The sequence below is a fragment of the Aulosira sp. FACHB-615 genome, from assembly GCF_014698045.1.
GTDB lineage: Bacteria > Cyanobacteriota > Cyanobacteriia > Cyanobacteriales > Nostocaceae > Nostoc_B.
Genome location: NZ_JACJSE010000015.1, coordinates 117,747 through 139,912 on the forward strand (window position 1 = coordinate 117,747; position 22,166 = coordinate 139,912).

General features: G+C 38.6%; 18 protein-coding genes and 1 pseudogene. 16 read left to right on the plus strand and 3 right to left on the minus strand.

Annotated features, from left to right (window positions below; genetic code table 11):
* The first annotated feature begins 388 nt into the window (after positions 1 to 388).
* The 4 genes from H6G77_RS21975 to H6G77_RS21990 are packed head-to-tail and all read left to right on the plus strand — an operon-like array spanning position 389 to position 3,851.
* The gene (locus tag H6G77_RS21975; protein WP_190872733.1) at positions 389 to 2,020 is read left to right on the plus strand and encodes a DEAD/DEAH box helicase family protein; all 1,632 of its coding nucleotides are present in this window, start codon (positions 389 to 391) and stop codon (positions 2,018 to 2,020) included.
* Positions 1,950 to 3,164 carry a DUF790 family protein gene (locus H6G77_RS21980; protein ID WP_190588812.1) on the plus strand — a complete coding sequence of 405 codons (1,215 nt, stop codon included), beginning with the start codon at positions 1,950 to 1,952 and terminating at the stop codon, positions 3,162 to 3,164. The genes H6G77_RS21975 and H6G77_RS21980 overlap by 71 nt, the downstream gene beginning before the upstream one ends.
* 11 nt (positions 3,165 to 3,175) lie before the next feature.
* Positions 3,176 to 3,418, plus strand: coding sequence for a hypothetical protein (locus H6G77_RS21985; RefSeq protein ID WP_190588813.1), 243 nt, complete (start codon positions 3,176 to 3,178; stop codon positions 3,416 to 3,418).
* On the plus strand, positions 3,399 to 3,851 hold the full coding sequence (locus H6G77_RS21990; RefSeq protein ID WP_190588814.1) for a type II toxin-antitoxin system VapC family toxin: 453 nt from the start codon (positions 3,399 to 3,401) through the stop codon (positions 3,849 to 3,851). Before H6G77_RS21985 ends, H6G77_RS21990 begins: the two co-directional genes overlap by 20 nt.
* A 77-nt stretch (positions 3,852 to 3,928) precedes the next feature.
* On the opposite strand, the gene H6G77_RS21995 is transcribed toward H6G77_RS21990, so the two are convergent.
* Positions 3,929 to 4,231: a hypothetical protein gene (locus tag H6G77_RS21995; protein ID WP_242048283.1), complete on the minus strand. Its 303-nt coding sequence runs from the start codon at positions 4,229 to 4,231 to the stop codon at positions 3,929 to 3,931.
* 101 nt (positions 4,232 to 4,332) lie between these two features.
* On the opposite strand from H6G77_RS21995, the gene H6G77_RS22000 reads away from it, so the two are divergent.
* From H6G77_RS22000 to H6G77_RS22025, 5 genes and pseudogenes are all read left to right on the plus strand, one after another.
* Positions 4,333 to 6,966: a tetratricopeptide repeat protein gene (locus tag H6G77_RS22000; RefSeq protein ID WP_190588815.1), complete on the plus strand. Its 2,634-nt coding sequence runs from the start codon at positions 4,333 to 4,335 to the stop codon at positions 6,964 to 6,966.
* Between the two features lie 331 nt (positions 6,967 to 7,297).
* Positions 7,298 to 8,252, plus strand: a pseudogene (locus H6G77_RS36650) (Rpn family recombination-promoting nuclease/putative transposase).
* A gap of 303 nt (positions 8,253 to 8,555) precedes the next feature.
* Positions 8,556 to 8,744, plus strand: coding sequence for a hypothetical protein (locus H6G77_RS22015; RefSeq protein ID WP_062295433.1), 189 nt, complete (start codon positions 8,556 to 8,558; stop codon positions 8,742 to 8,744).
* Positions 8,745 to 9,279: 535 nt separating this feature from the next.
* The gene (locus H6G77_RS22020; RefSeq protein ID WP_190872734.1) at positions 9,280 to 13,005 is read left to right on the plus strand and encodes a HEAT repeat domain-containing protein; all 3,726 of its coding nucleotides are present in this window, start codon (positions 9,280 to 9,282) and stop codon (positions 13,003 to 13,005) included.
* A 74-nt stretch (positions 13,006 to 13,079) separates the two neighbouring features.
* Complete coding sequence (locus tag H6G77_RS22025; protein WP_062290197.1) at positions 13,080 to 13,331, plus strand: TIGR03643 family protein; 252 nt, start codon at positions 13,080 to 13,082, stop codon at positions 13,329 to 13,331.
* 153 nt (positions 13,332 to 13,484) lie between these two features.
* On the opposite strand, the gene H6G77_RS22030 is transcribed toward H6G77_RS22025, so the two are convergent.
* Entirely contained in the window at positions 13,485 to 13,676 is a 192-nt protein-coding gene (locus tag H6G77_RS22030) for an RNA-binding S4 domain-containing protein (protein WP_190588819.1), read from the minus strand.
* A 183-nt stretch (positions 13,677 to 13,859) separates the two neighbouring features.
* On the opposite strand from H6G77_RS22030, the gene H6G77_RS22035 reads away from it, so the two are divergent.
* Entirely contained in the window at positions 13,860 to 14,228 is a 369-nt protein-coding gene (locus H6G77_RS22035) for a DOPA 4,5-dioxygenase family protein (RefSeq protein WP_190673135.1), read from the plus strand.
* Positions 14,229 to 14,240: 12 nt separating this feature from the next.
* On the opposite strand, the gene H6G77_RS22040 is transcribed toward H6G77_RS22035, so the two are convergent.
* Positions 14,241 to 14,909: a class I SAM-dependent methyltransferase gene (locus H6G77_RS22040; RefSeq protein WP_190673139.1), complete on the minus strand. Its 669-nt coding sequence runs from the start codon at positions 14,907 to 14,909 to the stop codon at positions 14,241 to 14,243.
* Between the two features lie 243 nt (positions 14,910 to 15,152).
* Between H6G77_RS22040 and H6G77_RS22045 the strand changes: the two genes are divergently transcribed.
* The 6 genes from H6G77_RS22045 to H6G77_RS22070 all read left to right on the plus strand — a co-directional run bounded on the left by H6G77_RS22045 (position 15,153) and on the right by H6G77_RS22070 (position 22,101).
* Positions 15,153 to 15,662 (plus strand): GNAT family N-acetyltransferase, encoded by a 510-nt coding sequence (locus H6G77_RS22045; RefSeq protein WP_190872735.1) that lies wholly within the window; start codon positions 15,153 to 15,155, stop codon positions 15,660 to 15,662.
* Positions 15,663 to 15,713: 51 nt separating this feature from the next.
* Positions 15,714 to 16,484 carry an SDR family NAD(P)-dependent oxidoreductase gene (locus H6G77_RS22050; RefSeq protein ID WP_190872736.1) on the plus strand — a complete coding sequence of 257 codons (771 nt, stop codon included), beginning with the start codon at positions 15,714 to 15,716 and terminating at the stop codon, positions 16,482 to 16,484.
* A gap of 423 nt (positions 16,485 to 16,907) precedes the next feature.
* Positions 16,908 to 19,667 carry a hypothetical protein gene (locus H6G77_RS22055; protein ID WP_190872737.1) on the plus strand — a complete coding sequence of 920 codons (2,760 nt, stop codon included), beginning with the start codon at positions 16,908 to 16,910 and terminating at the stop codon, positions 19,665 to 19,667.
* A gap of 35 nt (positions 19,668 to 19,702) precedes the next feature.
* Positions 19,703 to 20,404 (plus strand): TIGR04283 family arsenosugar biosynthesis glycosyltransferase, encoded by a 702-nt coding sequence (locus H6G77_RS22060; RefSeq protein WP_190673149.1) that lies wholly within the window; start codon positions 19,703 to 19,705, stop codon positions 20,402 to 20,404.
* A 74-nt stretch (positions 20,405 to 20,478) separates the two neighbouring features.
* Positions 20,479 to 21,228 (plus strand): TVP38/TMEM64 family protein, encoded by a 750-nt coding sequence (locus H6G77_RS22065; protein WP_190673152.1) that lies wholly within the window; start codon positions 20,479 to 20,481, stop codon positions 21,226 to 21,228.
* Positions 21,229 to 21,366: 138 nt separating this feature from the next.
* On the plus strand, positions 21,367 to 22,101 hold the full coding sequence (locus H6G77_RS22070; protein WP_242049284.1) for a TVP38/TMEM64 family protein: 735 nt from the start codon (positions 21,367 to 21,369) through the stop codon (positions 22,099 to 22,101).
* Positions 22,102 to 22,166 lie beyond the last annotated feature (65 nt).

Sequence of the window (22,166 nt, forward strand, 5' to 3'; positions counted from 1 at the left end):
CTCTCTAAGTTGATGAAGATTTAATGCTGATATTTAGGGTGTAGGGGTATGAGGGTGTACTTCGACTGCGCTCAGTAACCAGGGTGTGGGTGTGGAGAAAGCGTCACCGTTGGCTTTGTCACCCGCCTTGAACTCAAGTTCAAGGCTAATAGCTCAAGTCGACTAAAGTAGACTCAAAAATTTAGGGTACATTGAGTCATCTTTAGATGACTTTTGCTGTGAGCAAGGAACTTAAGTTCCTTGCGGGATATGTTTATACACATATCTTGCATACTACGCTCTTACACTCTGGTTACTGAGTGCAGTCGAAGTACACCCTCATACCCATTACTTGCTCAATAACTGTAGGATTGTTACTTAGTACAGGACAATCCCCAAGCAATTCGGAATGGCTCGCATCTCCAAATTAACCTTCGATCGCGGTACATTAATTCTGCACCCACCACCACGCGGTAAAGCTTGGATGGATTATGCTACATGGGATGACCGTGTGGAAAAATTTCGCATTCCGGCGATGCGTTACCGGGCTGTGGTGGAAGCACTACAAGGGGAAGAAGTAGAGTTTATTGATGAGGCGAAGGAATTTTACCCGATAGAATTGGTTCCGAGTTTGGAAATGGAACCTTACCCCCACCAAAGTGAAGCTTTAGCGGCTTGGAAGTTGGCGGGAAGACAAGGTGTAGTAGTGCTACCAACGGCGGCGGGTAAAACTTATCTGGCGCAGATGGCGATGCAAGCAACACCGCGTACTACGTTAATTGTTGTCCCGACTTTGGATTTGATGCACCAGTGGTATGCACATTTAGTTGCGGCATTTCCCGATGCGGAGGTGGGGTTACTAGGCGGCGGTTCGCGGGATAAGACAGCGATATTAGTAGCAACTTACGATAGTGCGGCGATTCATGCTGAATCTTTGGGAAATAAATATGCTTTGATTATTTTTGATGAGTGCCATCATCTCCCGACAGATTTTAGCAAGGTAATTGCCGAATATGCGATCGCACCTTATCGGTTAGGATTATCAGCCACACCAGAACGCACCGATGGGAAACACGCTGATTTAAATATTTTGATCGGTCGAGAGGTATATCGCAAACGCGCCGAAGATTTGGCGGGGAAAGCCTTAGCCGAACATGAAATTGTCCAAATTAAGGTGAAATTATCCCAAATTGAGCGGGAAAGATACAATCAATTAATTCAAACCCGTAATGATTTTTTGCGTCAATCTAAAATTTCTTTGGGGAGTATTCAAGGTTGGCAAATGTTTGTGCAGATGAGTGCGCGATCGCAAGTTGGTCGTAGAGCCATGTTAGCACATCGTGAAGCCAAAGAAATTGCTTTAGGAACTGATGGCAAGTTGCGAATTTTAGCTGATTTATTAGCCACTCATTTTCCTGAACGAGTGTTAATTTTCACGGCTGATAATGCGACAGTTTATAAAATTTCCCAAGACTTATTAATTCCAGCAATTACTCATCAAACCCCAGTCAAAGAACGCCATGAAATCTTAACTAAATTCCGCGAAGGTGAATATAATACTTTGGTGGCTTCTCATGTGTTGAATGAAGGTGTTGATGTCCCGGCTGCTTCAGTGGCAATTATTCTGTCGGGAACAGGTTCAACGCGAGAATATATTCAACGGTTGGGGAGGATTTTACGCAAGGGAAATGTGGAGAATAAACAGGCGATTTTGTATGAGGTAATCGCGGAAGATACGAGTGAGGAAGGGACTTCGGCGCGGCGGCGGGGTGAGGAGAAATACGAACCGCAAAGACGCATAGACGCGTCAGCGACTTCCCGAAGGGTAGAGCGCGAAGGGAAGAAAGAAAAGAAAGGGAATTTACAGGTTATCTATGGAAGTGGTCAGGAAAAAAGTTTAAAGGCGGCGGAACAATTAGAAATTAATTATTCAATCCAAAATCCAAAATCTAAAATCCAAAATTCAGAAGATGTTACCAACGGAGTTACTAAGTCATCGCCTAAACGGAGAAGAAATCATTCCGAAAAGGCTGAAGATTGATGATAAACATTTGGCGTTGACTAATGAATTAATTGCTTGTTTTCAAGCAGCACAGGGAAAAACTCAAGGGGAGTTAGAAAAGCAGCTTTTAGATTTAGAAGGTGATGCGACAGATTATCGTGTCAAGCGGGGATTAGCTTATATTATCAAAAGCAATTTTTGTACTTTTGAAGTGGTTAGTCCTTTAGAACCGCCAATGTTAAGAGAAAGAGTGTTTGCTTTGGCGGCAAAATCTGTAGCCAGCCGAGAATCAACCCAAGCAACTTTAAGCAAAATTGCTGATGAATTAAGTCAGGAATTAGAGCGAGAAGTTTTGTTAGAACAGGTGCGGACTGGTTTGTATGCTGACTTATCAGAAAATAAAATTTTGACCCAATTTGATACACCTTCGCCTGTAGATATTTTAAATAGATATAACTTGTCCCAGGTGCAGGGAATTTTTTATAAAGCGAGTCAATTAGTGTTAAATGCTCATCGCAATGTACCGGGAGAATATAAGCTATTATTTCGCTATTTAAAATTATTTCAACTCATGGCTTATATAGAAGGTGATGCTGACCACGGCTTTACAATTACAGTGGATGGGCCGACGAGTTTATTTAATCCTAGTACACGATATGGGCTGGCGATCGCTAAATTAATTCCGGCTTTACTGCATGTCACCAAATGGAGTCTGTCAGCAACATTACAAACCCGTGATGTTTACACAGATACTTGGAAAACTGGCAGATTTACCCTCAATTCTGAATGTGGTTTAGTATCGCATTATTCTAAAGGTAAGCCTTACGATAGTATGCTAGAAGCCTCCTTTGCTGATAAATGGGATGCTTTAAAAACTGACTGGGTATTAGAGCGAGAAGTTGATTTAATTCCCATTCCTGGTAGCGTGATGATTCCCGATTTTCGCCTAGTGCATCCTGATGGCAGAGAATTTCTATTAGAAATTGTCGGTTATTGGCGACCAGAATATTTACAAAAGAAATTTTCTCAGGTGCGGCGTGCAGGTTGTGATAATTTGATTTTGGCAATTTCCGAACGGCTGAATTTAGAAAAAGCTGGGGTGAAATTAAATGATGTCCCTGCGAGAATTGTGTGGTTTAAAGATAAGTTATTACCCAAAGCTGTGTTAGCTGTAATGGATTAAGGAAGAACAAGATGAAAAGTATAGAAACAATTGTCACAGTTACTAAAGATGGTAAGATGACAGCCCAATTACCGCTAGATATTCCAGAGGGTGAACATCAAGTAGTAATAGTAATTGATGAACAACCCTTAGTCAAGAAATTAGAAAGCAAACAAAAACGTCTTCCTCTCAATTTTCCAGTAGATAATTACGGTTCTTGGCCTGAAAATATTTCTTTAAGCCGTGAGGATATGTATGGTGACTGGGGACGCTAACTCTGTTTTTTTAGACACAAATATCTTAGTTTATGCGAATGTTGCCGAGTCTCCCTTTCACCAAGCAGCAATACAGAAAATTCAAAATTTCTATGATACAGGAATTGAGTTATGGATTAGTCGCCAAGTTTTGCGAGAATTTTTGATGGTTCTGACTCGTCCACAAGCATTCGTAAATCCTCGACCTGTTGCCATAGTAATTGAGCGTGTTAGATTTTTTCAAACTCAATTTCGCGTAGTTGAGGATACACCTGAAGTTACAGAACAGCTTTTATCTTTGATGACTGAAATTGCTATTGGTGGCAGACAAGTTTATGATGCCAACATTGTCGCCACGATGTTAGTTTACGGCATTCCTCAGTTACTTACCCACAACACAAATGATTTTGCGCGATTTTCTGAATTAATTACTGTGTTGCCATTACAAGATTAGAAAAGTAGGTTGGGTGGAGCGATCTCGTAACCCAACAAAGTCTGGATAATGTTGGGTTTCTTTTCTCTGTGCTAAGTTTAGTTTTTAGCTTTGCTTGAACTGGATTTAGTTTGGTGGATTGTTGGTGCTAAAGTTTTGACTAATCCAGTTATTGCCATAATCAAAGTCGCAGTTCCTCCCATCAATAAAGAAGTTAAAAATGCTGCTGCAAGAAGGATTTCTGTAGGACTGTAGCCGTCACGTATCCAAGCAGAGGGATTTTCCATTGTTGAGGAAGATACTGGAATTAACTGTGAAGTTTGGTTAGAAGCTTGGGGGTTAGTGGAAGTTGATAAAGAAGTATTCATGGCGCGAACCTCAGTGAATTTTACTGTTTTCATAGTATTTCTGCCTTTAAAGCCGGAGATTCCTGATAAATAGAGACAAAGTAGAAGCAAGGTGTAACATAAGTAGAATCAAGCAAAATTTTGTCAGGCTGGCTATGCAATGGGATGAGTTTTTACGACAAGAAGCTATTACTCATGAGTTATCCCCAGAGCAAACAAAAGCTTTTTTAGTTCGGTTGAAAGTTGAAAACACAGATAAAGGTGAAGCAAAACTAGCAAGCGATATTGATATTGGTGAGGAAGCCTTCACAAAGCGCATGGGGCAGGTGTATAAGAAATTCGCTCAGAGTTGTCCTGAGTTAGTCACCTCTAAACGCGGAAAGCTGGAAATATTAAAAGCTTACCTGACAAAAAAATATAACGGTGTTCCCAATACTTCACCAACAAAAGAGATTCATCATAATATTCCCCTGGCTTTACCTAGGGAAAAGTTTGTCGGACGTGAAGCGAAATTGCAAGAACTCCATCAGTTATTGAAAAAGAATCAACAGGTAGCTATTGCGGGGATGGGCGGAGTCGGGAAGACAGAACTTGCTTTGCAATACGCTCATTCTCATCGCACTACTTATCAAGGCGGGATTTGTTGGTTATCCGCAGTGCAGGATGTGGGGTTACAACTGGTGCAGTTTGCTACTAATAAGCTGCAATTAAAACCCCCAGATGATTTAGATTTAGTTGGGAGAGTGCAATTTTGTCTGACAAAATGGCCTGAAGGTGAGGTTTTACTGGTAATTGATAACGTCATTAACTATCGAGATGAAGTTAGGTTTTATTTAGATTCTATTCCTTCGCGGTTTAAGCAGTTAATTACCACGCGGGAAAAATTACAGTCGCCGATAGTGCGTTTAGATTTAGATGTGCTGACACCACTAGAGGCGATGCAGTTATTAAAATCGATAATTGGTAGGGAACGACTGCAACATGAGCCTTTAGTTGCGAGAAAACTTTGTAAGTGGTTGGGATATTTACCACTGGGTTTGGAATTAGTCGGGCGTTATTTGTTGGGTGATGAGGAGTTATCCTTAGCGGATATGCTGCAAGACTTGGAAAAAGAGCGTCTGAAAAATCCGGCTTTAGTCGAAGTTCCACAAGAAATGAAGACTGAATTGGGTGTTGCTGCGGCTTTTGAGTTGAGTTGGCGGCGTTTGCGAGAAAATGCTCAATATTTAGGCTGTGTTTTGAGTTTATTTGCTTTAGCCCCCATTCCTTGGGAGTTGGTGGAGAGAATCACAATAAATAATGAGGAGCAAAATTGGAAACAAGCTAGACGTGAGTTGTTACAGTTACATCTAGTTCAGCCCAAAAGTGATGGAACTTATCAACTGCATCCCCTATTGCGGGAGTTTTTTCAAGATAAGCTCGAAGGTTTAGAGCAGAAAGAGGAATTTAAGCAAAGTTTTTGTGGGGTAATGGTAGGGGTTGCTAAAGATATTCCTGAAATTCCCATCCTTGAGCAAATCGCCGCCTTATCCCCCGCCATACCTCACATAGCAGAAGTAGCGAATCATCTCATTCAATACGTTAGCGATGATAATTTAATTTCACCATTTGTCGGTGAAGCCTATTTTTACAATGGTCAGGGGTTATATAACCAGGCTTTACCTTGGTATAGGCAATGTCTAGAAGTTGCCAAAAAACGTTTAGGAGAGGAACACCCATTTGTTGCAGAAAGCCTCAACAACCTAGCATTACTCTACAACTCCCAGGGCAGATACAGCGAAGCAGAACCCTTTTTAATTCAAGCTTTGGCACTCAGGCGCAAACTGCTGGGAGAAGAACATCCAGATGTCGCTACTAGCCTCAACAACCTAGCGGGACTCTACATATATCAAGGCAGATACAGCGAAGCAGAACCCTTGTACATCCAAGCTTTAGCACTCTACTGCAAGCTGCTGGGAGAAGAACATCCAGATGTCGCACGTAGCCTCAACAACCTAGCGGCATTGTACTTATCTCAAGGCAGATACAGCGAAGCCGAACCCCTTTACATTCAAGCATTGGCACTCAGGCGCAAAATGCTGGGAGAAGAACATCCATCTGTCGCAATTAGCCTCAACAACCTAGGGGTACTTTACAACTCCCAAGGCAGATACAGCGAAGCAGAACCCTTTTTAATTCAAGCATTGGCACTCTACCGCAAGCTGTTGGGAGAAGAACATCCATCTGTCGCACGTAGCCTCAACAACCTAGCGTTTCTCTACAACTCCCAAGGCAGATATAACGAAGCCGAACCCCTTTACATCCAAGCATTGGCACTCAAGCGTAATTCACTCGGAGAAGAACATCAAGATGTCGCACTTAGCCTCAACAACCTAGCGTTTCTCTACAACTCCCAAGACAGATACAGCAAAGCCGAACCTCTTTTAATCCAAGCATTGGCACTCTGGCGCAAGCTGCTGGGAGAAGAACATCCATTTGTCGCTACTAGCCTCAACAACCTAGGGGCATTCTACCGTTCCCAAGGCAGATACAGCGAAGCGGAACCCCTTTTAATCCAAGCATTGGCACTTAGCTGTCAACTGCTGGGAGAAGAACATCCAGATGTTGCCTCTAGCCTCAACAACCTAGCGTTACTCTACTACTTACAAGGACGTTACACCGAAGCTGAACCGTTGTATTTGCAAGCTTTGGAGATTTTTGAGCAACGATTAGGGGTAAGTCATTCCCGCACTATCAAGTGTCGTGAAAATCTATCAAATCTTCGAGATCGCCTCAACTCACAACAGTAAAATTCAAGTTCTCAACCTAATCAATCAAGCTTTTATCTCCAAGTTCCATGTTCTGAACTCGAAGTTTCATGTTCCAAACGAGAACGTTCATGTTCTGAACTTAAAATTTCAGGTTCCGAACTCGAATGTTTCTGTTCTCAACGAGAATGTTCATGTTCTACACTCGAAGTTTCGTGTTCTGCACTTGAAGTTTTGTGTTCCGAACTGGAATGATGCTGTTATGAAGGCGATTTTTTCACTTAAATTGTAGATTTATCAGCAATCTATCAAAACATTACTCAACTAAATCCAGTATCATAACTTTCACATTTAGAGCGTATCCGTTATTTCTATGCCAAAACCAGCCGATATCAGCACCAAACGCTTAATTAGCCTTGCACCTAATAATTGGGTCAAATGGGTAACACAAATTCCTGATATCATTGCTGGGGAAATCCTCAACTCTGAATTTCAGTGGATTAGTAGAGAAAGTGATGTACTCATCCGCGTCGAAAGTCAAGAGTATGGAAAATTTCTCGTCCTCAATGAATTGCAATTGCGCTACAATCCTGAAATGCCACGAAGGATGCGGGCGTATGCAGGGTTAGCAGAGGAAAAATATAAATTACCTACTTATCCTGTACTAATCAATATTCTTAAAACGAGTGATGTAGAAATACCCACAAAGTATGAGTCTAATATTGCTGGGTTACAAGTGCGCCAAGACTACCGCGTTATTAACCTCTGGGAAGTAGATGTTAAGTAGTTAAACATAATTAATTACACAAAGTCATTGCGAATGGAGCGAAGCGAAATGAAGCAATCGCAAGGGCTGGGATTGCTTCGCTTCGCTCGCAATGACTGTAATTAATTTTGCGTGTTTACTTAGCATTGCCTTTGAACAACCTTTACCCTCGTTACTTCCATTTGTGCCAATTCTTCAAGGTGGTGGAAACGAGTCTACAATTCGAGAAGCATTGCGTTTATTGCAAAGAGATGAACAATTAAATCAACTCGAAACTGTCTTGGCGTTTTTTGCTACGTTTGTCATAGATAGTGCTTTAGTCCAACAAATTATGAGGTGGGATATGACAGTATTACGTTCTTCACCCTGGTATCAAGAAATTATGCGAGAAGATAGGTTATCCAGCATTGAATTAACTCTAGAAGTCAAATTTGGCAATGAAGGATTGAATTTCATGTCAAAAATCTCTCAAATATCTGATATTGAAGAACTCAAGGCAATTCAACGTTCTATCCTCATTGCTCAGAATCTAGATGAATTGAAGCAATTACTCGAAGATTAGAAAATGACAATTAAATTTCATGATTTTATCTCACGCACAGGTGCAGGGATGTGCTTTTAAATGAGAATATTCTGGTTCTGAGGTGGAATGCTGGTGTTTTACAGTCGGGTTCTGTTTTCTCAGTGTATGTATTTATACGCTGATTGTAGTGAAACAGAAGTGCGATCGCACCGGAGAATGAGGATCATTGCAATACTTAAAAAAGCCTTAAGTATTTTAATATATCTATCTTAAGTGTAAGTAAATAAAGAGATGGATTTGGGAAATATGGAGATATAGGTAAATTCTTAAGGAGGTCTTCAAATGCAGAACTTACGCCTTTACTCCACAATTTCAAAATCATTGATTCCTGAAACTCACACAAAAAAGCTGGCAGTTTTAATTGAATGGTGCAAAATTATTCATGGTTGCATCGAAGCTGGGCAAATAGAAGATGCCAAAATTTTTCTAGAGCAAGCAATTCAGGAAGCTGAAATGCCAAGTAGAGAATAAATTAATTCACATCGGCATCAGATAAAACTGGAAATGCTAAACATACTTAATATACTCACGAAATCCGAAACATAAAGGAGTCAGAAAATTTTTCTGGCTCCTTTTAACTGTAAAAATATACAACGCAAATTCTCTATATACCAATACGGTTCAGTTAAGAGAATAGTAGGTTGGGTGTAGCGATAGCGTAACCCAACAAAGTATGCGTAAATGTTGGGTTCCGTTCCTCCACCCAACCTACACAAATCTATTGCGAATTGCAAATTGGTATTATTAGCTGCTCAGGTAAATTGACTTATTTACGGTTATTACTAATAATTGAAAATCTAATCTATACATAGTATAAAAATTCATATATTACCTTGAAATTAATCTCATCAAGAAAATTATTTATATATTATCTAAAGAAAAATAATTGGTTACAATTAAATATAAAGTACTTTTTAGAGAAAAATGCTCATAATCTTTTACCTGCCTTAGTTCACTCCTGAAACGGTTGGAAATCCTGTAAGTTTAAACTTGGGTAAATGCGATTATGATAATAGATTGGTTGGCTGTTTGGGGCGTAACTCAAGCTGTCGGGTTTGCTTTTAAACCGATTTTTGAGGAATTAGCCAAAGATGTAGTCAAGGACTGGGCTAAGGATATATTAAAGTGTATCCCGAAGAACATTTTACAGCAACTTAAAAAGGAAGAAATCGAAATTATTGCTGGCAAAGCCTTAAAGGAATTTTTAGAATTAATCCAGCAGGAATTAGAAGATGTAGATATCGAAGAACTAGCACTGCAACAATATACTAAAACTTTAAAAGAGTTTATTAGTAGCCACTTTATTAGAGAGATTCTCGGTTATCCTTTTCAAGCAGAATGTCACTCTCTAGATGCTCAAGTACTTTTTCGTACTTGGTATGAAATGAATTTACCAAGTTTACCCCAGGATTTTGAATGGGAAAGACTCACTAAAAGATATATCAAAAAAGTTAAGGCGATTATTCGTGAGTCAGATAAGTTACGCTCTCTTTTAGATAGTCAAAATTTAGAAGAAATAACTAAAAGTCTGCAAGATATATCTGGTATTCCGACAGATTTTGATTTACAGAAGTATCAAGAAGGACTATGTGAGCGTTACGGAAATCTGAAGTTAGATAGTTTAGATACCACTGGATATGCTTATAACGAATTGAAGTTATGGCGGATGTTTATTGCTCAGAATGTGCGGGAAGTGCATCAAGTTTTACCCCAAGTACATGAATTACCTAAAGAACATCTCAAAAAGCAGCGAGATAGCAATCAAATAGAAGCGGAAATTTTACTAGAAGAGTTAGAAGGCTACCGCCGAGTGTATTTTGAGCAACCAATTGTTTCTGTATTAGATATTATTAATAATCCTGTTTATAAATATATAGTTATTTTAGGTGATCCAGGTTCTGGTAAATCGACATTATTGCAATTTTTAGCGTTGAATTGGGCGGAAACACCGCTAAACAATATTGTTTTTCAACCTATCCCTTTATTAATTGAGTTACGCACTTATATTAGAAGACGTGAGAATAATGAGTGTAGTAATTTCTTAGAGTTTTTTCATAAATGTAGTGGTATAGTTCATCATCTGAATCAAAATCAACTCCACGAACATTTAAAAGCGGGAAATGCTTTGGTGATGTTTGATGGTTTAGATGAAGTTTTTGAGTTGGGAAAGCGTGAAGATGTAATTACAGATATTCATCGGTTTACGAATGTCTACCCCAATGTGCGAGTAATTGTAACTTCGCGGGTAATTGGCTATAAACCGCAACGGTTACGAGATGCGGAATTTCGCCATTTTATGTTGCAAGATTTGGAGTCAGAACAAATTCAAGATTTTATCTATCGCTGGCATGAATTAACTTTTCATGATGAAGAAGATAAGTTACGGAAACGGGAACGGTTACAAAGAGCGATTGATACTTCAAAATCGATTGCTGAATTGGCAGGAAATCCGCTATTGTTAACGATGATGGCCATTCTCAATCGTAACCAAGAATTGCCCCGCGATCGCGCCACACTTTATGAGCAAGCATCACGAGTATTGCTGCATCAATGGGATGTGGAACGCGCTTTAGTAGAAGATTCACGCTTAGATCCGAAAACGATTGACTATAAAGATAAGCAGGCGATGTTGCGTCAAGTTGCTTATCACATGCAAACTAGTGCTAAAGGGTTGACTGGCAATTTAATTAGTGTGCATGATTTAGAAAAGATTTTGATTCGCTATTTAAAAAATATTGAATTTGAAAACCCAACTAAAGTGGCGCGGGTGATGATTAACCAATTACGGACTCGCAATTTTATGTTGTGTTTTTTAGGTGCAGATTATTATGCTTTTGTCCATCGGACTTTTTTAGAATATTTTTGTGCTTGGGAGTTTGTCTGGCAGTTTAAGGAAACACAAACACTGTCAATTAAAGAATTAAATAATGAGGTGTTTGGTAAACATTGGCGTTATGAAACTTGGCATGAAGTTTTGCGATTGATTGTGGGAATGATTGAGCCGAGGTTTGTGTGCGAAATTCTCGAATATTTAATGGCGCAAGATGGAGAAGGGGAAAAGTTTATTAATTTGTTTTTAGCGGCTAAATGTCTTGCAGAGGTACGGAATCGCTTGTTAGTCACAACAACGGCGAATAAATTATTAAATCGGCTGAAAGATTTAACGAAATATGACCTTGGTTATTATTATCAACCTTATCGAGATGAGGAAGAAACAAAATTAGTCCAAGAAATTCGGACTAAAGCAGTGACATCTGTGGCGACAACTTGGAAAGATGATGCTGATACTTTAGTTTGGTTGAAACAACTGGCTAATGCTGATGAACATGAAGATGTCCGCCGGACTTCTGTCCAAGAATTAGCGAGAAGTTTTCGAGATCATGTTGATACTTTGGTATGGTTAAAACAACGGGCGATCGCAGATAATGATTGGACAGTCAGACAAGTAGCATTGCAAGAACTCGCACGGAATTTCAAAGATGATTTAGAAATTCTCCCACTGCTGCAAACACGCGCCACCAGCGATGAAAATGAATATGTGCGTCAAGCGGCTGTACAGGAATTAGCCAGGGGTTTTAAAGACAAACCCGATATCTTACACTGGCTCAAACAGCGTGTGACAGCCGATAATTCTGGAACGGTGCGCCAAGTAGCTGTGCAAGAGTTAGCACGGGGGTTTAAAGATGATTTAGCAACTTTACCTTGGTTAAAACAATGCACCACAGATGATGACTGGACTGTGCGCCAAGCGGCTGTGCAAGAATTAGCTAGAAGTTTCAAAGACGATGCTGATACTCTCTCGATACTCAAGCAACGCGCCATTCATGATGAGAATGAATATGTCCGCCAAGCGGCTGTGCAAGAATTAGCCAGAAGTTTCAAAGACGATGCTGATACTTTCTCCATCCTCCAACAATGCGCCATAACTGATCAATATTCTGGAGTGCGTCAAACAGCCGTTGAAGAATTGGCGCGGGGGTTTAAAGATGAACCGGAAATTTTACCTTGGCTCAAACAGCGTACGACGGCGGATAATGACCAGTATGTCAGACGTGCGGCTGTGCAGGAATTAGCCAGGGGATTTAAAGATGATGCCGAAACACTGTTGATTTTGCAACAAAGAGCGATCGCAGATCAATATTCTGATGTCCGGCGTGCGGCTGTGCAAGAATTAGCGAGAGGGTTCACAAATCATCCCGATACTTTACTCATTCTCAAACAAAGCGCCACCACCGATGAAAATGAATATGTCCGCCGCACAGCATTGCAAAAACTCGCCAAAAATTTCACCAATGACCCTGATATTCTCCCAATTTTAAAAAAACACGCGACAGCAGATAAATATGCAGATGTCCGTCAAGCTGCTTTGCAAGAATTAGCTAGAAGATTCAAAAATGACCCTGAGACGCTGGTAATTCTCAAGAAACGCGCCATTGTTGATAAATCATCGAATGTCCGACAAGTGGCTGTACAGGAGTTAGCCAGGGGTTTTCAAGACCAACTTGATTTATTTGAATTATTTTATAACTGTGCTGTTAACGACCCCTTTACGCGGGAATATAGTTTTCAAGATAATCCCCGCCAAGTCGCACTAGAAGCCATTACCGAACAATATCCCCACTATCTACAGACATTACCATTGTTACGCGATCGCGCCACCAATGACCCAGATGAGCAGGTGCGGGAGTTGGCGAAGAAAAAGTTAGCTGATTTAGGCGAGAAATTTTCGTGATTGTTGAGATGGAAATTAGTATGAATCAAAAAGTAAAATAAATTTAACCCGCAGTAAAAATTCTTAGCAAAAGAATGAAACTACCAAATCTTGAACTCCAAACAATAGATCGAATTATTGAAATGGCTTGGGAAGATAGAACCCCATTTGAAGCCATTGAGGCACAGTTTGGACTGGAAGAAAAACAGGTAATTGCCTTAATGCGTCAGCAAATGAAACCATCTAGTTTTCGGATGTGGCGAGAACGAGTAACTCAACGCAAAACTAAACATTTAAATAAACGAGAATTTGTTGCCGGCAGATTTAAATCACAAAATCAAAAATGATGAATATGAATAACGATGTTGTAATTTTTTTGCTCAGTGCTGGGGCGCTAATTATATATTTAATTTTCTCGGCCTTGACCGAGATGGGGACAAAGCTACCTTGGAAGAAGTGAGCGATCGCTCATCTTATCCCATAAACTGTAGACAATGCTGCTACTCAATTACATCCTCAACTGTAAAAACTTTGCCGTCTACTGTTACTTGGTCGCTGGAAACTAATTTCCGTCCGCGACGGGTTTCGACTACCCCATTAACTTTCACATCACCATTAATAATCATTAGTTTGGCTTGTCCGCCAGTTGGGGCGATACCTAAAAACTTTAAAAACTGGTCGAGTTTAATCATCTGGCTACTTGTTGAATGTAGTTAGCACTGTACATCAACTTTATTTTATCGATGAGCTTAACGCTTGGTTGAAACAATTTTGATGAATATAGGAAATCTAGTTGTGTAGGTAGGGAGTAGGGAATGGGGAGTAGGGAGTAGTGAGTGTACTGATTTTTTTCATAAATCAAATATGAGTCCTATATGACACAAAATAATCTGAGTCAGTCCATAAGAGAAAACAGCAGCATCATCGGGTTTCATGCTCATATTTACTATGATCCCGAAACTCGTGATGTTGCTGCTCAAATCCGCGAAGAGTTAGGTACTAGATTTGAAGTTATTTTAGGACGTTGGCGGGATCAGCCAGTTGGGCCACATCCCAAATCTATGTATCAAGTCGCCTTTGCGCCAGATCAATTTCCCCAAGTTGTACCCTGGTTAATGTTGAACCGTAGGGGTTTAGATGTTCTCGTTCATCCTGAGACTGGTGATGATGTTACAGATCATACAGCCCATGCTTTATGGTTGGGAAATAAGCTGGAATTGAATATCCAAGTCTTGCAACGATAACGATTCAGATAATTAATGACGCTTGCGTGCTAAAGTTAGCCCATCTGCGATCGCAATCAAACTCAAGTCAATGCGATCGTCTTCAGCTAACTTGCTATTAAACTCACGAATAGCTGTGGTAGATGAGTCCTGTAGTTCTGGTTGCAGTACCCTTCCCGACCACAACACATTGTCAATCGCAATTAAACCACCAGGACGGACTAACTGTAACGCCAATTCGTAGTAACGATAATAATTTTCTTTGTCAGCATCAATAAAGGCAAAGTCAAAGGTTTCTGCTTGACCCTGTGCTAAAAGAGACTCTAAAGTTTCCGTCGCTGGCGCAAGTCGCAAGTCAATTTTATCTGCTACACCGACTTTTTCCCAATAACGCCGAGCCACAGATGTAAACTCTTCGCTCACATCACAGGCGATAATTTTGCCATCAGGTGGTAATGCTAACGCAACACTCAAAGAACTATAACCAGTAAAAACTCCTACTTCTAAAGTTTTTTTAGCACCAATTAATTTGACTAAGAACGCTAAAAACTGTCCTTGTTCCGGTGCAACCTGCATATTTGCACGGGGATGTTGAGCAGTTTCTTGTCGTAACTGTAAAAGTACTTCTGGTTCACGTAGAGAGACAGACAACAGATACTCATACAAATTTTGTGTCAGGTTCAGAGTTTTACCAGTAGACATATTTTTCTATCTTGTGTTTACTGCTGATTTGTGTGAATATTCTACCAAATTACTGTATGCCGCTCAATTTAGCGTAGTATTAATTATATTTATATTATTAGTGAGGTACAGACAAAAATAATTACCCGCAGATAAATTAGGATCTCAGCAGGCGAGGAGATAGTATAGCAGTCTTGTTTGATATGGGAACAAGGGAGACAAGGGAGACAAGGGAGAGAAACGCCAATTTATTGGATAAAAAATATGCAGTCATTAGAGACATTTAAGACGCATCGACTGTTAGCTGAGAGGCTGCAATTTCAACATTTAAATGAATTAAATCGGATGCACCAAAACAAACAAGTTATGGCAACTTTAGGTGGTGTACGTTCTGATGAAGAAACAAGGCTATTTATTTTCAATAACTTACATCATTGGCAGCGTTATGGATATGGGTTATGGGTATTTAGAGATAAAATTAATCATCAATTTGTCGGGCGGGCTGGTCTTCGTAATACTGAGATAGATGGAATTAATGAAGTTGAACTCGCCTATGCTCTGATGGCTAAATTTTGGGGACAAGGTTTAGCTACCGAAATGGGTGAGAAAATCTTGCAAATTGGTTTTGAAATCTTAAATTTACAAGAAGTTGTTTGCTTTACCCTAACCACAAATCAAGCTTCGCAAAGAGTGATGGAAAAGTTAGGTTTTAAGTATGAGCGGGAAATGATTTATGCTAATCTACCTCATTTATTTTATCGGTTTAAAGCTTGATAATTAAGCAAAAAATATAATATTATAAACTAAATTTACCACCTAAGTAAAATGCCTTTTAAAGAAAACTTTAATAATGCCAATGCCATAACTATCGGAGCTAGTCAAGGCATTGGGTTGGGTTTTGTTAAACAATTGATTCAAGATATAAGAGTTAACAAAATTTACGCCACATATCGGCAAGAAGAAACTGCTCAAGAATTACTAGATTTAACTGAGGAATATCCTGATAAATTAACTTCCCTACAGATGGATATTACTGATGAATCACAGATTGTTACAGTGGTCAAAAATATCAGCGCCCAAATCAATAAGCTGCACTTAGTAATTAACTGTGTTGGACTGTTACACGAAGGTGATTTACAACCAGAAAAAAGCTTAAAACATATTAATCCAGAAAATTTACTACGCTACTTTCAAATTAACAGTATTGGTGCGGTGTTATTAGCTAAACATTTACTACCTTTATTTCGTCATCCAGAACCCAGTGTGTTTGCTTCTATATCGGCAAAAGTGGGCAGCATTGGCGATAATCAACTAGGTGGATGGTATGGTTATCGTGCTTCTAAAGCGGCGCTGAATATGTTGATGCGAACAACTGCAATTGAGTATGGTAGAAGTTCTCCTCAAACTTTAGTTATCACTTTACATCCAGGAACAACCGATACACGTCTTTCTCGTCCATTTCAGCGCAATGTACCCCCAGAAAAATTATTTTCTGTAGAACGTACTGTAAGTCAATTATTAACTGTAATTGAAAAATTAGAACCAGGTGATAGCGGGCAATTTTTTTCTTGGGATGGGAGCAAGTTACCTTGGTAAAAATCTGAAGCTAGAGCTTAAATTGGGTGGATTGCTAAGTGCGATCGCCCATTAATTAATCATATAATATTTTAGTTTATAATTCGAGTATTTAAACATATTTTTCAGACATTATTCCTGAATTAAAAGCAGCTAAAACTATTTAATATAACTGTTGTGGCTGATAGTTAATTCAGTCTTTAGTTCAATATGATTACAGAGTGCGATCGCCTAAAATTTTCAGCAACAGCTAGGGCGTATCTCCACTTAATATAAGACATAATATTCTACCAAAGAGGATACAAAACCATATCAAGTTTTTAGGACTTTATTGCTGTAGTAAAGTCCAAATTTATGTGCTAAAAAAATATGTGAGTAAATCTTGAGCAACTGCTGAAATATTTTACATATATTGCCACCTAAAATCATATATTGGGTTTGCTCATGTTTAACAAATTATTACATAAGCAGCAATATTATTATCTATTGCTGTTCACATTGTTATTTATATCCCATTTAATCCCTGAAAAAGTAGAAGCTAAAACTATACCAATTCAAGGTTTAATCAATTCTCAGCCTACAGATAACCAAACTTTCGCTAATTATAAGTCTGGGAATAACATTAGATGTAATTCTATAAATACATGCACCGCACAAAATATAATTTCAGAACCGATTCAAGTTTTTCCGAATATTAATGATGCAAATATTCCAAACTTCTTTAATCCAATTCTCAACCCAGATTTTTATAATAATGAACCAGACACTACCAAGCCGACTAATCTAAATGAGCCACAACAAAATTTTGTTGACAACAAAAAAAATTTACAGCTATTAATACTTAACGCTCTGACTAACAGTGCGACGAGATATCCTTGGATAATTGACCCCAGATATAACTTAAATTTCACTACATCCACATTTAACCCTTTTAAAAATGCCAATTACATTGATTTTTCGATTAAGTTTTCTGCAAAAGATCCCATAGTTGAGCGATTCAATTTTGCACACTTTCAGCCAGCAGAGCAATTTTACTGGGTATTACCTAATAATCGAATTGTTGTAGAAACTCAAGGTTGGCAAAGTGGTATTTCATATCAAGGAGAAATCATAGATTTTGAACGTACCCAAATTGTGCGCTTAACGCAAAGGCTGTGGGGAATGCAAGTTGTTTCTTCCCTTCCGCCAGACTTTCAAGAACTAGTAGGAGGAACTAGCTTCAATCAATTTTCTATTCAATCAATTGCTGCTGAATTAATCAATCCAGTCGGTATTCCTGCACCGTCTGTTCAAATTAATAGTCCACTGACAGCCAATAGTTCACAAATAAATTCGATAGTTCCTAATATTTCTAGCTTGAGTACTAATCGTCCTCCTTTAATTTTACAATCTTTCCCTACGAATAACTTACAACCATTATTAGGAGATGTTAGCCTACATAGAGGTGAAATAGTTCCTCAAAATAATTTAAAACAAGCTGGTTTTATTTGGGGAAATCCTTTAACTAGTGAATTAACAAGATTTCAAGCCCAAACTACTTCGATACCAGGAATTAAACAAGGGAGTCGAGAACAATTTGATAACTCTGATTTGTTTGATATTTTGCTAAATCCTGATATTAGCAATCAGCAACGTAATTTATCTTACCTAAATTCGCTATTTTGGGTGACTTTAGGTCAACAACAAACTTTACTGAGAACTAGAGATAAAACAGAAAATCAAAATTGGCAGAGATTTTATTTCAGTCGTCCCCATAATCGGACTTTATTACAATACGATTCATTAGTCAACAAAGCAACTTACACTAATATTTATAGTAATCCTGGTGTTTCTCTGTCTTTTTCTCTTGATCAAATAGATGTAGATCAAATCCAAACTGCTAATACTTCTCTGGGAATGCTATTGGGAGGAGTTTTTGAATTTATTCATCCTCCTGAAATAGCCAACAGTTTAGAAGAAGCTAAAACGCAGTTATCTCGACAAGAAAATTTTGCACCTATTAACTCAAAAGCTACGCCAGAACAAAGAAGAAAAATTAATCAACTTCTCAACAGAACATTGTTTTTAGGTAATCGAACAAGTAGTTTAGAGCAAATTTCTGGAAGTTATACTTTTCCCGGTAAAATCACACCAACTAGTTCTAGCATTTTTCAAATTCGCGCAGGAAATTATCGTCGGGCTGTGCAGTTTATTCGTGGCGAACGTACTTGGAGAGAAGGTAAAACTTATATTTCTAAAATAGATGTTTCCAATCGCAGTTTTGGACGTTTAAGTTCTGTAAATGTGCCAATTCCTGCAAAACAAATACCGATAAGTACCAATAATCGCTCGTCAGCTTTACAAGTAGCTTTAATTAGTCCTAATGGTGAGAGTTTTGTTCAGAACTATAATTCATCTGATACTACAACAGTTCCAGTAAATATTCGTTCATTTGATTTGGCATTTGATAATATTGAACTCAGCCAAAATGGACGACTGATTACCCATATACAAACGTTTAATGGTTATTTATCTTTACCTGCAATCGAAACTTTATGGGCTGGGGCTGCTGGTAATTGGAACTATAGCATTAATTCTGGGATTTGGTTGAATTTAAATTCTAGTAATGCTTTTAATATTACCAATGAACTTGGAACTTCCGAGCCAACGTTAGGTTTCTATACTAATGGCTTATTAAACTATATTGATACTCATATAGAATTAAATTCTGCTGGGCAAACTCAAGCTATTACTAGCCATATTCCTGCATTACGGTTTCATTGGAATAGTGGCAGCAATTATCAAAATCCTGCTTATATTAATTTGAGTTATTCTTGGATTCGCCAAGATAAAAATAGAAATAACTATTCATTGACTACGGGAATGATATTTTATGATGAAACTCGTCGTCTAAGACAATCAGGATTTTTTCAAGGTGCATGGGAATTTAGTACAGGAGTAGAGTTGAAAACTATGGTAGAAATCAGTGAAAATTTTTTCTACACTTTAGAAGGCACGCAAAAGATAAATGATAATTGGTATTTGGGTACTTATTTGCAAAACTTTAGAGATATTAGCCGTGGTATTAGAAGCAGAGTTAATGATTTTTCTTATGGGTTATTAATTAAGCGTGATATTCCGAGTAATGGTATGTTTTGGGAATCTCGCTTAGGTATGAGTGGAAATACATTTGAGGCGCGTTTTGAAGGGGGATTTCGGTTTTAAGTAAAGTAGATAATTTATTTTTTAGGGCAATCTCAATGCAACAAACTGCTAACATTTCAATTATTATTCCTACTCTCAACGAAGCCGATAATATTTCAGGCGCGATCGCCAGCACTCAATCTGGTAAAAATATAGAAGTGATTGTCGTCGATGGTGGCTCGTCTGATGACACAATCAAAATTGCTCAGTCTTTGGGTGCGAAAGTGATTTCCTCACCGCCTGGACGCGCAAAGCAAATGAATGCAGGTGCGGCGGTGGCTAGTGGTGATGTGTTGCTATTTCTTCATGCAGATACTCGTTTACCTGTTGGCTTTGATATTTTGATTTGCACAGCTTTACAACAACCGGGAGTAGTGGCTGGTGCATTTGATTTGCAGATTGATCACCCAGCTTTTGGGTTAAGGTTGGTGGAGTTGGGTGTAAAATTGCGATCGCGTTTTTTCCAAATGCCCTACGGTGATCAAGCAATTTTTTTAACTCCAGAAATATTCCAAAAAATTGGCAATTTTCCTGAACTCCCTATCATGGAAGACTTTGAATTAATCCGTCGGTTAAATTCTACAGGACGCATTGTAATTATCAATACGCCAGTAGTAACTTCAGCGCGGAGATGGTTGCAAAAGGGAATTGTGAAAACTACCTTACTCAATCAAATTATTGTGCTTGCTTATTTGTTTGGCGTGTCACCAGCCCGCATTCGTAGTTGGTATCGTCGGGAAAAATTTAAGCAGAATTAAGCTATTTCTTATTTAAATGGAGTATTTTAGTTAAAAGAGAGATACCAGCACAAATAATTTAGGATGAAAAAATTATGGTGACACAACCACAGCCTAAATTCCAAGGTAAGCTTAAATTTATTTTATTAGTGATACTTGTCGCCGCCTTGGTTATTACTGCTAGGTTTCTTAATTTTTCAGTATTTTTTACTAATTTAGTTACCTATGTCAACAGCCTGGGAATTTGGGGCATTGTTGCATATATAGGTATTTATAACTTAGCGACATTATTATTTATTCCTGGTTCAGTTTTAACTTTAAAAGCTGGCTGTTTATTTGGCGTATTTTGGGGTTCTGTATATGTATTAATTGCAGCCATCATTGGGGCAGTTTTAGCCTTTATGATTGGGCGTTATTTTTCTAGAAATTGGGTATCCAAGCAAATTGAGCAACACCCTAAATTAAAAGCCATTGATGTCGCAGTAGCCAAAGAAGGATGGAAAATTGTCTTGCTAACAAGATTATGTCCTTTATTTCCCTTTAACTTATTAAATTACTTTTTTGGTGTCACGCAAGTTTCCCTTAAAGATTATATATTAGGTTCTTTTGGGATTCTGCCAGGGACAGTTATGTATGTCTATATGGGGACATTAGCGGGCAATTTAGCTATGACTAATATGTCCAGTCAAACACTTACACCTGAAGCCAAAACTTATCAATTAATTATGCAGATAATTGGCTTAATTGCAACTGTGGCTGTAACTATTTATATTACCAAAATTGCCCAAAAAGCTTTGTCGCAAAGTATGGCAGTTACAGAAACAGTTCAAGAAAAGAATCAATAATATTTTAGACTAATGGCAGAAGTCCAGAATTTGTAAATAAATATATTTTGATTTAATAAAATGAAAAACAAATTTTTAGTAAATAATTATCATTGGCCGAGCTTGGTTAAAGCTTACCAATTACTTATATTAGCTGTAATGACTGTGGCGATCGCCATTTTATTTCATCCAGAATCAGCCATTGCCCAAACAGCAGTACAAAGTAATACATTGAATCCCCAAACCCTGTTACGTGATGCTTTACAATGGATTGATAGTCAAGGAACAGTAGGTGCGATCGCGTTTATTGGATTGTATATTATTGCCACTGTGGCTTTCTTACCTGGGTCAATTCTTACCTTGGGCGCAGGCGTTGTGTTTGGTGTTGTTTGGGGTTCTTTATATGTATTTATTGGTGCAACTTTAGGGGCGACAGCAGCATTTTTAGTAGGACGTTATTTAGCGAGAAATTGGGTTGCAAATAAAATTTCCAATCATCAAAACTTTAGCGCCATTGACCGCGCCGTTAGTCGAGAAGGATTAAAAATTGTTTTATTAACTCGACTTTCGCCTATATTTCCCTTCAACTTATTAAACTATGCCTTTGGTGTTACAGGAGTTTCCCTAAAAGATTATTTTATTGGTTCAATCGGGATGATTCCTGGCACAATTATGTATGTTTATATTGGTTCCTTAGCCGGGAATTTGGCATTAATTGGTACTGAAGGTCAACCGAGTAATTCTACCGTACAATGGGCAATTCGGGTCATCGGTTTTATTGCCACAGTTGCAGTTACTGTTTATGTTACTCGCATTGCCCGGAAAGCTTTAGCAGAAGAAGTAAAAATAAACGATGAAGCACCTAGCCCCGACGAATGGAATTCGCGGCTATAAAAACGTAGACGCGCAAGCGGCTTCGTTTGGTGCAAGATGTAGAATATACAAATTTATTCATATTG

What these genes read in the sequence shown, in the direction of transcription:
- H6G77_RS21985 (WP_190588813.1), top strand. Translation starts at nt 3,176, where the DNA reads ATGAAAAGTATAGAAACAATTGTCACAGTTACTAAAGATGGTAAGATG.
- H6G77_RS22065 (WP_190673152.1), top strand. Translation starts at nt 20,479, where the DNA reads ATGGTGACACAACCACAGCCTAAATTCCAAGGTAAGCTTAAATTTATT.
- H6G77_RS22025 (WP_062290197.1), top strand. Translation starts at nt 13,080, where the DNA reads ATGAAACTACCAAATCTTGAACTCCAAACAATAGATCGAATTATTGAA.
- H6G77_RS21995 (WP_242048283.1), bottom strand. Translation starts at nt 4,231, where the DNA reads ATGAAAACAGTAAAATTCACTGAGGTTCGCGCCATGAATACTTCTTTA.
- H6G77_RS22035 (WP_190673135.1), top strand. Translation starts at nt 13,860, where the DNA reads ATGACACAAAATAATCTGAGTCAGTCCATAAGAGAAAACAGCAGCATC.
- H6G77_RS22040 (WP_190673139.1), bottom strand. Translation starts at nt 14,909, where the DNA reads ATGTCTACTGGTAAAACTCTGAACCTGACACAAAATTTGTATGAGTAT.
- H6G77_RS22070 (WP_242049284.1), top strand. Translation starts at nt 21,367, where the DNA reads ATGACTGTGGCGATCGCCATTTTATTTCATCCAGAATCAGCCATTGCC.
- H6G77_RS22045 (WP_190872735.1), top strand. Translation starts at nt 15,153, where the DNA reads ATGCAGTCATTAGAGACATTTAAGACGCATCGACTGTTAGCTGAGAGG.
- H6G77_RS22060 (WP_190673149.1), top strand. Translation starts at nt 19,703, where the DNA reads ATGCAACAAACTGCTAACATTTCAATTATTATTCCTACTCTCAACGAA.
- H6G77_RS21975 (WP_190872733.1), top strand. Translation starts at nt 389, where the DNA reads ATGGCTCGCATCTCCAAATTAACCTTCGATCGCGGTACATTAATTCTG.
- H6G77_RS22015 (WP_062295433.1), top strand. Translation starts at nt 8,556, where the DNA reads ATGCAGAACTTACGCCTTTACTCCACAATTTCAAAATCATTGATTCCT.
- H6G77_RS22020 (WP_190872734.1), top strand. Translation starts at nt 9,280, where the DNA reads ATGATAATAGATTGGTTGGCTGTTTGGGGCGTAACTCAAGCTGTCGGG.
- H6G77_RS22055 (WP_190872737.1), top strand. Translation starts at nt 16,908, where the DNA reads ATGTTTAACAAATTATTACATAAGCAGCAATATTATTATCTATTGCTG.
- H6G77_RS22000 (WP_190588815.1), top strand. Translation starts at nt 4,333, where the DNA reads ATGCAATGGGATGAGTTTTTACGACAAGAAGCTATTACTCATGAGTTA.
- H6G77_RS22030 (WP_190588819.1), bottom strand. Translation starts at nt 13,676, where the DNA reads ATGATTAAACTCGACCAGTTTTTAAAGTTTTTAGGTATCGCCCCAACT.
- H6G77_RS21980 (WP_190588812.1), top strand. Translation starts at nt 1,950, where the DNA reads ATGTTACCAACGGAGTTACTAAGTCATCGCCTAAACGGAGAAGAAATC.
- H6G77_RS21990 (WP_190588814.1), top strand. Translation starts at nt 3,399, where the DNA reads ATGGTGACTGGGGACGCTAACTCTGTTTTTTTAGACACAAATATCTTA.
- H6G77_RS22050 (WP_190872736.1), top strand. Translation starts at nt 15,714, where the DNA reads ATGCCTTTTAAAGAAAACTTTAATAATGCCAATGCCATAACTATCGGA.